Annotated in this window: 10 protein-coding genes; 2 read left to right on the top strand and 8 right to left on the bottom strand. The window is 62.3% G+C overall.

The features are described from left to right. Positions 1–98 precede the first annotated feature (98 nt). Positions 99–1067 (bottom strand): SDR family NAD(P)-dependent oxidoreductase, encoded by a 969-nt coding sequence (locus tag ACQ4N8_RS01750; RefSeq protein WP_430702583.1) that lies wholly within the window; start codon positions 1065–1067, stop codon positions 99–101. 240 nt (positions 1068–1307) lie between these two features. Between ACQ4N8_RS01750 and ACQ4N8_RS01745 the strand changes: the two genes are divergently transcribed. Together ACQ4N8_RS01745 and ACQ4N8_RS01740 are read left to right on the top strand one after the other, a co-directional pair. Continuing rightward, on the top strand, positions 1308–2369 hold the full coding sequence (locus ACQ4N8_RS01745; RefSeq protein WP_430702582.1) for an LCP family protein: 1062 nt from the start codon (positions 1308–1310) through the stop codon (positions 2367–2369). After that, complete coding sequence (locus ACQ4N8_RS01740) at positions 2362–3675, top strand: glycosyl hydrolase family 28-related protein (protein ID WP_430702581.1); 1314 nt, start codon at positions 2362–2364, stop codon at positions 3673–3675. The genes ACQ4N8_RS01745 and ACQ4N8_RS01740 overlap by 8 nt, the downstream gene beginning before the upstream one ends. A gap of 125 nt (positions 3676–3800) precedes the next feature. On the opposite strand, the gene ACQ4N8_RS01735 is transcribed toward ACQ4N8_RS01740, so the two are convergent. The 7 genes from ACQ4N8_RS01735 to ACQ4N8_RS01705 are packed head-to-tail and all read right to left on the bottom strand — an operon-like array spanning position 3801 to position 13145. Continuing rightward, entirely contained in the window at positions 3801–5297 is a 1497-nt protein-coding gene (locus ACQ4N8_RS01735) for a sugar transferase (RefSeq protein WP_430702580.1), read from the bottom strand. Beyond that, positions 5275–6486: a glycosyltransferase family 4 protein gene (locus ACQ4N8_RS01730; protein ID WP_430702579.1), complete on the bottom strand. Its 1212-nt coding sequence runs from the start codon at positions 6484–6486 to the stop codon at positions 5275–5277. Before ACQ4N8_RS01730 ends, ACQ4N8_RS01735 begins: the two co-directional genes overlap by 23 nt. Then, positions 6483–7715: a glycosyltransferase gene (locus tag ACQ4N8_RS01725; protein ID WP_430702578.1), complete on the bottom strand. Its 1233-nt coding sequence runs from the start codon at positions 7713–7715 to the stop codon at positions 6483–6485. Before ACQ4N8_RS01725 ends, ACQ4N8_RS01730 begins: the two co-directional genes overlap by 4 nt. Further along, positions 7684–8967, bottom strand: coding sequence for an O-antigen ligase family protein (locus ACQ4N8_RS01720; RefSeq protein ID WP_430702577.1), 1284 nt, complete (start codon positions 8965–8967; stop codon positions 7684–7686). Before ACQ4N8_RS01720 ends, ACQ4N8_RS01725 begins: the two co-directional genes overlap by 32 nt. Further along, positions 8967–10289: a glycosyltransferase gene (locus tag ACQ4N8_RS01715; RefSeq protein WP_430702576.1), complete on the bottom strand. Its 1323-nt coding sequence runs from the start codon at positions 10287–10289 to the stop codon at positions 8967–8969. Before ACQ4N8_RS01715 ends, ACQ4N8_RS01720 begins: the two co-directional genes overlap by 1 nt. Further along, positions 10286–11746, bottom strand: coding sequence for a polysaccharide deacetylase family protein (locus ACQ4N8_RS01710; protein ID WP_430702575.1), 1461 nt, complete (start codon positions 11744–11746; stop codon positions 10286–10288). The genes ACQ4N8_RS01715 and ACQ4N8_RS01710 overlap by 4 nt, the downstream gene beginning before the upstream one ends. Before the next feature lie 4 nt (positions 11747–11750). Then, positions 11751–13145 carry a lipopolysaccharide biosynthesis protein gene (locus ACQ4N8_RS01705; protein WP_430702600.1) on the bottom strand — a complete coding sequence of 465 codons (1395 nt, stop codon included), beginning with the start codon at positions 13143–13145 and terminating at the stop codon, positions 11751–11753. Between the last annotated feature and the right edge of the window lie 9 nt (positions 13146–13154).

The raw sequence follows: 13154 nt of genomic DNA, 5'->3' as shown, positions 1-13154 counted from the left end.
GCCGCCAAAACCTTTACCCGATCACGCACAAAATTCCCCCCGCTTGTCTCCTGGGAGAAGCGGGGGGGGCATGGGCGGACTCTACACCTACAGGCCGACTAGACGGCCGACGTTTCGCTGAAGCCGATGTGCCGGACCAGCAAGGGGTTTTTGCGGGCTTCCGTTTCAAACTCTACCATTTCACGAAGCCCGTCGTAGAGAGAGTATTGGGGCTCCCACCAAAGGACGTCCCTGGCCTTTCCGTTATCCAGCACGCTATGCTCGATTTCCCCCGACCGGACCGGGCGGAACTGCGGCTGTACGTTGCGGCCGGACAACTCCTTCAGCATCCCGATGGCTTCCAGCAGCGAAATGCCGGTCCCGCCGCTCACGTTCATGATGTGCTTCCCGCCCGCGCGCAGCGCTAGCACATTCGCTTCCGCAACGTCCTTGACGTAAATGAAATCCCGCGTTTGGCTTCCGTCGCCGTACACCTCCAGCGGCAGCCCGGCCATCATGCGCTCCACGAACGAGGTCAGCACCCCGTCCTCCCCGGTACGGCGCTCGCGAATCCCATATACGTTGGCGTACCGCAGAATCGCGTAGTCGAGCGCATATCGCTCGGCAAAGGATTGAATGTACATCTCCGAAACGAGCTTGGAAACGCCGTAAAACGACAAGGGCTCCGCGTCATGCGACTCGGCTACCGGAACCTGAACGGGATTGCCGTAGATCGCCGCCGACGAAGCGAATACGATCTTCTCCACACCATAGCGGGCGCACTGCTGAAGCACCTGAATCGTCCCCAAGATGTTGGTCTCGGCATCGGCCTGCGGATTTTGCAGGGAGCGCTGAACGCTGGTCTGGGCGGCCAGGTGAATGACCCGATCCGGGCGTTCTTCGGCGAAAACGCGCTCCAGTTCCTCCGAGACGATATCCACGGGATAATAAGCGACCGACTCGTCCGCCTTTGCCAGTTCGCCGTCCCGGTCTTTGTCGACGACGACCACCCGATCCCCGTATTCAACGAGCCGTTTGACCGTCTGACGGCCGATGAAGCCTGCTCCCCCTGTTACTAGTACTTTCATTGTCCCGACTCTCCCATTCCACGAAAATTCTGGCGTTTTCACTTGTCTAAACACCTTATGTAAGCATGGTTCGGAATATACTTGAAAATGCTGGTATTTCGTAATTTTCGCGCGCATTCACGTGCCGTTTACAATTCTATTTTTTCGTTTTGTCGGTATAGTGGCTCCCTTTCGATAATATATTGCTAAGAAACCCTTCATCCGCGATATGGGATATTCAAGAGAGACGGAGTTGAACCTATGCGTTTGCCCAAAAAAATCCTCATTCCCGCAGTCCTGCTGCTGCTTCTGGCAGGGGGCCTGCTCTTGGCCTACTTGAAATACGAACCCTCGCGGCATTTCCGCGGCACCGATATTCCCGTGCTAGCGCAGCCCGAGCCGGCCCGGGAAGACGCCGCCGCGTCCGCCGGGCTTACCCCGGATAGCTCTACGGACGGGCCTGCCGCCGTTCCGGCAGCCGGCACCGCCGGTGAAGCTGCGGCCGGGCCGCAGCAGAAAGAGGTCCGCGGCGCGCACGGCAGCTTTAATCTGCTGCTGCTGGCAACCGACGCCAGGGCCGAGGAAGCCTCCCGAACCGACGTGCTGATGCTGGTCCACGTCAATCCGGAGCAAAATGCCGTGAACCTCGTATCCATCCCGCGAGACACCCGGGTCCATTTGCCCGGCATCGGCCTGACGAAAATCAACCATGCGCATGCCATGGGCGAAATTACCGGCAAGGGCGGCCATGCCGGTACCGAAGCGGCCATTCAAGCCGTCAGCAACCTTTGCCGCTGCACGATCAATTACTACGCGAAAACCGATTTCGAAGGGTTTGAGCATTTCGTCGATACGATCGGCGGCTTGGACGTTGAACTGGACGCACCCGTCAAGCTGACCTATTACCATAAGACCTTGCCCGCCGGGAAGCAGCACTGGAACGGCACCACCACGCTCCAGTTCGTCCGCGAACGCAAATCTCTGGCCGACGGCGATAGCGCCCGCCAACAAAACCAGGCGTTCGTCATCAAGTCCATCGCCCGGAAAATGCTCGTTCCGGACAATCTAACCCGCCTGCCTGCCTTAATCGAGCAAGTCAAGGAGGACATTCTCGATACCAACCTGTCCGATGCCGACATGATCAGCCTGGCCTGGATGGTTCGAGGCATCGACCCGGAGGAAATGGGCTACGTACAGTTTCCCGGCAGCAGCGGAACGGCCTTCGACCCGCTGGTCAAGGCCGATCTCTATTATTGGCTGCCGGACATGAAGGCCTGGGGAGGGCTGTCCCGTCAAATCCTGGGAGACGCGGCCGATGAGTAAGCTTGGCGGACAGGTTCGGACAGGCAGGCGCCGGATGCCTGGAAACGGCGGAGTGCCAAAAGCAAGGCTGCTCATCCTCGTCGGCGTCCTGCTCCTCGGCTTGTCCGCCGGTGCGCTGCTCATCCGGCAGCTGTCCATTCCCCCCTTCCCCCCTGCCTTCAACGTCAAAGACGCAGGCGCCCGGGGAGACGGCATCACGGACGATACCGCCGCGTTTATGCGGGTGCTGCGCCAGGCAGCCGCCGGCGGCCGAACCGCCGTCGTCGACGTCCCTCCCGGCTCTTACCTGCTCTCGCTGGATGAACCGCTGCCGCTGCTTAGCGGCGTCACCCTCCGCGGCCAGGGGCGGCCTGTCCTGAAGTTTCGACCGCTGTCCGCGGCCCGCTACGGCTTTGAGGCCGTTTCGGTGTTTGGACGCCGCATCCGCATCGAGGGTATCGTGATCGACGGCGGAGGCCGATTGACCCGCGGCATCGGGGTCCATGCCGGCTCCACCGACGTACGGATCGCCGGCAGCGTCGTCCAGCACTTAAGCCAGCCGGAGGATCCGCATAACCCCTTGTATTCCACGGTAGTCGCCGGGATCATGATCTATGGGGACACCTCCGGCATTTCGATCCGCGGCTGCACCGTGACCGGCATATCCGCGCGGCAGGGTACTCCCGTGGCTCGCGGCATCATGGCCTGGAGTGAGCCGGGGCGGACGATCGCCCGGAACGTCACCATCGCGGGCAACGTCATTTCGCATATTACGCCGCGGGAGGATGCGGACGGGATTTTTTTCGACAAACCGCCGGAGCCTTCTCCTTTATCCCGTTCCGTCATTGAAGGCAATATCATTCACCATGCGGCCAAAAGGGCAATCAAAATTTCCGCCCCCGGCGTCGCCGTGAAGAATAACCGGATCGTGAACCCTTACAGCGGAGATAACCGCTACTTAACCGCCCCGAAGGACCCGCTGCCGCAGGATATGTACGCGGCGATTTCCATTTATGCCGACGAGGTGGTCGTATCGGGAAATATCATCGGCGGGAAGGGCAGCTATTACGCGGCGATCGAAGCCGACGCCGGGCCTTTAAGCGATATCGTCATCGAAAATAACGTGATCGAAGGCGGACCGGCCGTCCCCGCGCGGAATACGAGCGGCATCCGGCTCGGCGAGGTCCGCGGCTTTCGCGTGACCGGCAATGCGATCGGCCGCGTGGAGACGGGCATCCGCCTGTCGGACGAGGCCAAAGCCGCGATCCGTGACGGAACGGGCACGGTCGCGGACAATACGCCGGAGCCGGCCGAAGGCGGCGGATAGCGGCATAGGCCGCCCGAATCGGGCAGCCGGGGCGAGGCGATCCCCGCTGCATGCTCCTCAGGCAGGCGGCGCCTCTTTCGGGGCTGCCGAAGAAGCCGCCTGCCCGAAAGCATATCGCGTCAGTCCTATGGAGACGGAGGCGTTGACGAGGAAGGCGGCGCGTAGGGGGACGCGGAGAGCAACGGGTACGCCCCCGAAGCGGCGGACGGCGGCGTCGATGTGGCGGATGGCTGGGAAGCGGAGACGACGGCAAGCGCCGAAATACCGGCGGCCGGGGTCTCGACGCCCTTGGCCTGTTCGCGCTGGAGGATGACCCTGACGGTCTGGAACAGGATTTGCATATCGAGCAGCAACGAATATCTTTTGATGTACATCAGATCGTAGCGGAGCTTATCGGAGGGGGTCGTCGCATAGCCCGCCATCACCTGGGCGTACCCGGTCAGCCCCGGCTTCACCATAAACCGGTACGTATAATGCGGCAGCTCTTCCTTGAACCGCGAGATGAAAAACGCCCGCTCCGGGCGCGGACCGACCAGGCTCATCTGACCGAGCAGCACGTTGAACAGCTGCGGCAGTTCATCGATGCGGGTGGCGCGGATAAACTGGCCCAGGCGCGTGATCCGCGCATCATGGCGGCCCGCCAGCACGGGGCCGGTTGCCGCTTCCGCGCCGTCGACCATGCTGCGGAACTTATAAAGCGGAAAAGGCCTCTCCTGTAAACCGGCCCGCTCCTGCATATACAGCGCTTTGCCTTTGGAGGTCAACGGGATAGCGATGAACATCGCCAGCATCACGGGGGAAGCCGCCAGAAGCAGCAAGCCCGAAACCACGACGTCCAGCAGACGCTTGAACACCCGCTCCGGCAGCGTCAACTGGGGCGGCATCAGCGAGTAAACGAGCAAATCGTCGATTTGCTGGGGCTCGGCATCGGCCAGATACAGTTCATAGAAGTCCGGAATCATGACCACTTCCATATTCCTTAGCCCGGCAGCCCGCACCCAATCCGCTTTGGTCCCGGGAGGCAAGCCCGGCCCTACCAGCAGCGCTTCCACGCCGGACCAGACGCGGTCCGTCGCCTCGATCGCCGTCCCTTCCCCGTCCGCCTGAATGATCCGTTCGATGCGGAACCAGGGTTTGCCCTTAAGCAGAATGGTTTGCAGCGCCTGAACGTCGCCGGGTGCGCCGCTGACGACGGCCAGCGTTTTTTTGCGGCCGAACCCTTTGCTTTGCACGTAAAACAATAGCAGCCTCAGGCCGAAAGACAGCAGCAACTGGCTGGCGAACGCGGCGAACAGCATTCCGGGCGAGAGGCTAAACGATTGGGTCAAATAACTGTACACGATCAGCTCCGCGGCAATGAACAGATGGGCCAACAGCAGGTTGAACAGAAACTGCGCCGGCTTCCGCCGCCCCGCCAAATCGTACAAGTTGTAAAAATAATACGTCGTCACCGTAAACAGCCCCAGCCAAGGCGCATTCCGGAGAAAAGAGTCCCCCTGAGCGATCGGCGAAACGCCGTGCGCCAACAGCCGGTCGGCCAGCCAATAGCTGACGCAGATCAGCAGCGCGTCGAGTAGCAGCAAGACCGCCTTCGTCCCGTTATTCCGAAACAGCTTGATCATAGACTCCCTCCCCTTCCTTGGCCCCGCCTCCCGGCGACGGCTGTACTTGACCGGCCAAGTGGTCGTCCAGCGAATGATAGATCGCGGCGATTTCCCCGCGAATCAGCTCCAGGTCGTACAGCGCCGCGAGTTTGCGGCTGTATTCGCCCATCCTCCGCCGCAGCGCCGGGTCCGCGAACAGACGCGAGAACGCGCTCGCAGCGGCCCGCGCGTTCCCGACCGGTACAAGGAATCCGTTCCGGCCGGGAACGACGAGATCGCGGCTGCCCCGCACATCCGTCGCCACCAGCGGCTTGCCGGCGGCCAAGCCCTCCAGCAGCGCTTTGGGCAGCCCTTCGCGCCGGGACAGCAGCGCAAACGCGTCGACGGCATGCAGCAGCCGAACGATATCCCGGCGGTAGCCCAGAAATCGCACCGCCCGCTTCATACCGAGCTCCGCCGCCAGCCGCCGGTATTGCGCCTCCCGCGGACCCGTTCCGGCCAGCAGCAGCACGGCGGGGATGCCGCGGTCGCGCAGCTCGCGGACGGCGCCGATCAGCTGCTCCTGATTTTTGTTGCGATTCAGCTCCGCGGCGCACAGGATGGCGAAATCGTTCCGCGCAAGGCCCAGCTCGCCGCGCAGCCGCTCGGCCTCCCCCTCCCCGGGGGGAGAGTACAACGGCAAATCGACGCCGACGCCGGGGACGTACGCCGTTCTGCCGCGGACCGGGAAGGCGGCCGCCCGCTTGTCATCCTCCTGATTAATCGTGATCAGGACGTCGGTCAGCCGCGACAGCATGCGTTCCAGCGGATAATACAGCAGGCGGTTCCGCCAGGGAGCGCCGGAGTAAAAATGGAAGCCGTGCGCGGTGTATACGACCTTGGGGGCGGGACTCCCGGCCAACGCCGCCGCCAACCGGCATACGACGCTTGCGTTGGGGGTATGCACATGGATCAGGTCGTACCGCTCCCGCCTCAGCCAGCCGATCAGCTCCCGCAACGCCCTTAGGTTTCCGGGCGCGAACGGGTTTCGGCTAAACGGAAGGTCCCGGCAAGCGAAACCGGCGGAGGCCACCTCTTCCCTGCAGTGATCCGGGGCGGCGTAAGCATGCACCTCCGTCCCGCTTTCCCGCAAATCGCGCATAAAGGGGAGATGAAACGCCGCCAAATGGGAATAAACCGTCGCCACGTAGGCTGCTTTCCGCATCATCCTTCCCGCGCCCCCTCGGCTCGCGCGTAAGCCGCCGGCAGGGTCAGCCCGGAGGCCTGCTCGTAAAACCCGATCCATTTGTCGGCGACGCGCGATGCGGCATAATGCTCCGCGGCATGCTCCCGCCCGCGCCGGCCCATCGCCCGGCGCTCCCCAAGGGGCAGGGTCATCACCCGCTCCATTGCGCGCGCCAGGGCCGCGGGATTCTCCGCCGGCACCACGTACCCGTTCATGCCGTCCAATACCACCTCGGCGTTGCCGCCTACCCCGGTGGCGACGATCGGCAGCCGGGAGGCGCAGGCCTCCAGCAGCACGATCGGCAGCCCTTCCCACTTCGAGGAGAGCAGGTAACCGTCGGCGGCGTTCATCAGCCGCGGAATGTCGGTGCGGATGCCGAGAAACCGCACTAGGCCGCCAAGCCCCAGCTCGGCGGCCTGCTGCTCGACGAGCGGCCGCTCCGGCCCGATGCCCGCGATCCACAGCCGGCTGTCCGGGCAGGTTCGCCGGGCCTCGGCGAAAGCGAGCAGCATAGCCGGGTAGTCTTTCTCCGGAACGAAACGGCCGACGGCAAGCCAAACGAAGGGCTCCGGCGGGGTTAAACACGCGGTCAAGCTCGGATTCAGGCCCGGGACCGCTGCTGGTTCGTCCCCCCCGCCGGCAAACCCTCCCGCCGCTTCAAGTTCGGCCCGTAACCGGGCGCGGTCCCGCTCATCGCTTGCAAACCGGCCGAGATCGATGCCGTTCTCCATCAGCCGGATTTTGCGGGCGGGGGCGATCCTCCGCCCGGTATACTCCCGCACGGCTTCCCGGCTGACGTTGGTCAGCACGTCGCCCAGCGGATCGGTGAGACGGTACAGCATTTCCCGTACCTTCCCCCCCTCATTGATGTTATGGGCACTGCAAATCAGGAACGGAATGGGCACGAACAGGCGCGCGACGCGAGCCAGAATATTCGCGTGCACGAGGTGGCTGTGGACTACGTCGGGCCGCATCTCCCGGATCAGCCGGGCCAGGCGGACGATGGCGCGGGGGTCGGGCACGCCCTTGGCCATGCCGAGGCTGCGGACCTCGACCCCCAGCTCCTCCAGTTCCTCAAGATAAGCCGTCGGCGGAATCATCGTCACCAGCCGAACCTCGCAGGTTCTTACCCTAAGCTCCCGGCACAGCAGCAGCACCTGATTTTCCGCCCCGGCATAATCAAATCCGGTAATAAGAAACAAGATTTTCACGTTTCGCCGTCACTCCTTCCCGTTGCCTTGCCGGCAGCAGCATCAGCCCGGCAAAGGCTATCATCACATACTCGTAGTTGTAGCCGAAGTCGCCGCTCACCAGGGCATAACCGATCGTCTGCACCAGCAAAATCGCCAGTACCGGGGCCTGTTTGACGGTCGCCCACAAAGAAAACAGCACGGCGAACGTCCATAACGCCAATCCGAGAAATCCGCCTTCCGCCGCGATTTCCAGGATCAGATTATGCGGGAAATCCCGGGCCAACGGCGGCGTGACGCTGCCGAGGCCCGCCCCGACGAACGGCGAAGCCTCCAGCTTCTCCAGCGCCCTCGTCTGCAAATCCATCCGGCCGATGTAATTGTCGTCGCCTTGCAGCTGGTTCCGGTCGAACAGCACCATAAACCGGCTGCCCTCAACCCAGGTAACCAGTTGCTCCGCATAGGCCGAAGCCGCGCCCCCCGCCGCGATCAGGAGAAACAGCAGCGGCACGACCAGCCGGGACAAACGCCGGAGCTTGTTCTCCCGGTACTTGCGGATCAGCCAAACGGCGAAATAAAGCGCATTGGCAATCAGAAAGGCGGCCAGCGGACCCCGCGACTGGGTGGCCAGCGCCGAAACGCAGGCGGCCGCAAACGACAGCAGCCTGACGGGAAGCGGAATGGGCCGGGCCCATAGGCAAACCGTCATCGTGATCAGCGAAGCCCGGGCGTTAAAGATCGGATTGCCGCCCGGAAGAGTCAAACGGCCGGGGTATTCCTCGGAATACTCCCCGAGCAGCAAATGGCCGACCGCGTAGGCCAAGCCGATTACGGCGACGACGGTCCAGGAGAATTTGCCGTATTTTCGATAAACGATGTAGGTGTATAATGCGGGAACCACGCCATGGGCCAGCAAAATGATCTCCTTCATCAATCCGTTCGAATCCGCGGAGGCCCAGGTCAAGGAGAATAAGGCGTAAGCGAGAAACAACCCCCATAACCAAACGCCTTGATCCCGAAGCAGCTGCTTGACGATCTCCGGTTTGAGCAGCAAGGCAACCCCCACGGGCAGCAGCGGGGCCGCGACCAGCAGAAGCAGCGATTGACCCGGGATGACCAGCTTGTAGAAGTAGCCGAACAGGTCGAAATAGATGCAGAAAGCAAACAGGTAGGCGGCGTCCACGTTCATTTTCAGCACCATCAGGCACTGCAGGATGAAAAAGACGACGACGCCCCCGAGCAGCGCTACCCACAGCAAGCTGAGTTCCGGCATTATCCGTTCCCTCTTTCCTGCTCGCCGGCCCCCGTTCCGGCCCGCAGCGCTGCCGAGAGTGCGAATCGTTTCTTATCGCCGGCTCGGCCCTTGGCTTTATCCCCGGCCAGACCAACGATCCGCCGCATATATTCGACCCTGGCCGCCTCTTTCACGGCGGCATCCAAATGCCGGATATGCTCCCGAGCCACGCGCCGCCCCGCCCAGCTCCCGGCGAATCGCTCGATGGCCGTCAGATGGCGCACCGCGTTCCCCGGCTCGTTCGGGAGCTGGAGCATAAACGGCACCGGCTGCGGAAAATCCGTGTCCCGGTAAGCCGTGATGACCGGCAGGCCGTTGGCCAAATACTCGCGCACCTTCAACGGTGAAGCCTCCTCCATGCCTTTCCGGTGCAGCGCCAGCGTGCCGATGGCGATATCGGCCTGGTCCAGCAGCGGCTGATATCGCGATCGCGTCAGCTTCCCGTGGAACGCCATATTGGCCGGAAGCGGCTTTAACGGCACCGCCCCCTCCGTCTCCAGCTCCGCACGATCCAGCCCGACGACGTCGAACCGCCAGTCGGGCCTGGCCGCCGCCAGCCGGGCGATTTCGTCCACGCCGTGCCAGCTTTGCCCGGCCGAGCCGAGGAAAACGAACCTGATCGCGTTCGGCGTTGTGGTTGGATTCGTGGTTAGATTCGTGGTTAGATTCGTGGCTGGATTCGTGGTTGGACTCACGGATGGACTCGTGATAGCTTCCGTGGTTGCGCCCGCATCCGCGCCGCTCTCCAACCGCTCCGCCGCTACTCGCTCCAGCGGGATTCCGTTGCCGATGACCGTCAGGTCCTTCGCGAAACGGCGAAAGCCATCCGCTTCCGCCAGCTCGCCGCTGACGAAGACGAACCCGCCGGCCGCCGCCAGTACCCGGCGGCGCGTCAGGAGGTGGTAGACGCGGCGCGGCAGTCCGCTCCACCCCTCCAGCGCCAGCTCGGTCACGTCGTTCGTGTTGATCTCCAGCACAGACGGGTAGTCCCGGAGCAGCCGGGGGAGCGCAGGATAATACAAATCGAAGCGATGGTACACGACGTCCGGCTGCCATCCGCGCAGCTTGCCGACCAATGCCTTGAAACGCGGCGTTCTGCCCAGCTTGCCGCCATACGTCTCGCAGACGATGGGAACCCCGCCGGCGCCGGCCTCTTCCCAGGCGTCCCCGGCCCGGCTGCTGAACAGGAACAACGCCGTCTCATGGCCCAACGCCCGCCAAGCGAGCGCCTGGCCGACGACCTTTTTGAACACGCCGCTTTCCGGCCCTTCGTTCCAGTGAAGCAGATAAGCGATTTTCACACGGTCGCCTCCTTTCTTGTGCTCGGCCGCAGCAGTTCCAGCAGCACCTTGCGGTAAAGCCCGCGGTCGGCCGCTTTCAGCAGCTGGCTGTTATGCCAAAGCAGCGTAAAGTCGCCGTTATACTTCCGGCATTCCGCGTACAGCCTGCGGATCGTCTCGTAAGCTTGCTCATGGGTCAGCCCCATGTAGGCCGGGTGCAAAATCGTCTGGTCCATCACGATCAGCGGGCGCTCGCGCAAGGAGAGCTCCCGGCGGGTCTTCAGGTTGAACACCGGGAACTCGTAGCAGACCCCGCAGCGGAATCCCGCCCGGTCCGCGAAGCTGAGCGTGCTGTCGTAAGCCAGGCCGGCATCCTCCCAGAACTGCCACGTATCCGGGGCGTGCCAGCGCAAATAATGCTGCCGGCCTCCCCAGGCTTCCTGGCGGATGCCGTTCGCCGCCGCGACTTGCCGCAGCTTCTCGAACTGCGTGCGGATCCGCGAAGGGTTCAGGAACGTGTGATATCCCGGATGAAGCCCGATTTCATGCCCCCGGGCGTGGATTTGGCGCAGCAGCTCTTGAATGGCCGGGTCGTCGATGGCGTAATTGCCGTCGAGGCCCGATTTGGGGCGGCGCTCTTCGGTGATGAAATAAAAGGCGCTGCGGATGCCCGCCCGCTCGCTGAGATCCATCAGCCAGCCGAAGGTGTTGTACGGATCCAGGGCGAGATCGCGCCGGGACTTGCAGAGCATTTTCGCTTTTTTCCACGCGGATTCGAGATCCCCTCGCCGAACGAGGTCCATCAGCGTCTCCCGAATCATGCGTAGCCGGCTGCGGCCATACACGTAATATGGAAAATCGACGTCATGGCTGATGCGAATGACCGGTTTCCGCGGTTTGCGGGTTAACCAAGGCCAAAGCTCCCGCATCAGCCCCCACAGTACCTCCACGTAGGCATTGACGATCGGGCGATGGAGGAACGACTCGCGGCAAGCGAGGGAATGGCGGGCCGGAAAGCGGCCGTGGCGGTCCTGGTCCCGGTAGACCAGCTCTTCATACCGCGTCAGCATAAACAGGCCGCTGCCGAACACGTCGATCCCCAGGTACAGGCCCACGTCAGCGCCATCGCCGATCGGCTCGACGTAGCCGCCGGAGGGCCCTTTTTTTCCATAGATGACGGGCAAGGTTTCCATCTCCGGCTCTCCGAGCTGCGGTCTATACCGATCCAGCGGGAGCTTCGGGAGCGAGCCGGGCTTCAACCACAGCTCATGCGGGGTTTGCAGCAGCACGTCCGGCATCCGCAGCTTGGGAACCCCCAAACCGGGGGGATCGGCCGATTCGGGAGCCATGGTCAATTCGACATGTTCCCCGTCCCCGTACACGACGGTGTAGTCGATTCCCAGGAACTCGCCCATTATGACGCGATAAATGTATTCTCTTTCGGCAATCCTCGATTGAGGAGAGTAGATCGTCAACATTCCGTCATCCTCGCTCCTTGCTCATTAATGGTTCGCCGGCTTCGTCGCCCTTTGACTTGTATTTCCGCACCGAATACCACGACAGCCCCAAATGCAAGGCATACCCCAGCGTGGAAGCGCCGCTGAACAGCCAGATCGCGATGTCCGCCGATTGATGGGTATACCAGGCAAAATACAGCGAGCCGAGGATCAATATCGTCCGTATGATTTCCCGGTACAGATGCAGGTCCTGCCTCTCCATCACGTCGATCGTGGAGCCGACCGAATTGGCTACGAACTGGCTCAGGTACATGACCGACAAGATCCGGATGAAGCTGCCCGACCGGGCCCACTCCTCGCCGAACAGGAAGGAGAACAGGTAAGGGCCGATGGACACGATCGCGAGGATGATCAGCGCGCCGACCAGGAAGACGTTGCGGACGGTTTTGCGGAATAAGGGGTACATCCGGTGGGGGTTGTTGATCATATGGTCGGCGGACTCCGACAAATACACGTTGCGGACGGAGGTCATGATCAGCGTCATCGGGGAGCCGAGAATGCGCTGGCACAGCGCGAACCAGCCGGCTACCTGCGGACCGTAGAAAGACGCCAGCAGGATCGTCGGCACATAAAGCACGACGCTGTTGAGCAGGCCCGCGGCCATCGACAGGATCGGAAACCGCCGGTACCGATAGGCGCTCTCCTTCAGGTCGGCCCAGCCGGAGGTGATCTCCTGGCTCTTGACGTCCCGCCGCCACAGCTTCCACTGCGGCAGCAGTCCGCCGAACCGTCCGACGATATCGCCGATGATCAGGCCCAGCGGTCCGAGGTGAAACAGGCTGAGCCCGATCTGCGAGGAGACCTGGCTGATGCTTTGCGTGTATTTCGTCCGCGCCAGCTGCTTGAAATATTTTTTGCGGACCGACCAGTAGTTCAGGATTTGATAAAACCCCGCCCCAAACAGGCTGATGATAAAAAACAGGTAATAATGCGTTAAATAGGACTCATGCATCCATGCCGACAGCGGCTCCTCCAAAATGTGTATGCCGATGCCGCTCGCGATGCTGACCCCGATGCATATCCGCAGGGACAAGCTCAGCACGCTGGAGGCGGTCCGGTCGTCTTCCGGAAGCGTAATGGCGTTTTCGTAGGAAAAGGAAATCACCATCAGCAAGATGCCGATGATCGACAGGTACATCGAATACGTGCCGTATTCGGTCGGCGAGTACAGCCGCGTCAAAATCGGCAGCGTCGCCAGCACGATCACCTGGCTGATCACCGTGCCGCTGGCCAGCACGAAGACGTTCCGCAGGAACCCGTCGTTTTTGAGCTTGCGCAGCAGGCCGGGCAGACTGCGAATCCGCAGCAGCTCCCGCAGTTGCCTCATTCGTCGTATGGAAATGGAGGATACTTTCTTCATCAAGTTTTG

Source organism: Paenibacillus macerans (assembly GCF_050565405.1).
Classification (GTDB): domain Bacteria; phylum Bacillota; class Bacilli; order Paenibacillales; family Paenibacillaceae; genus Fontibacillus; species Fontibacillus macerans_B.
The sequence above is the reverse complement of the archived record's forward strand: the minus strand, read 5'-3'. Positions and strand labels throughout refer to the sequence as shown.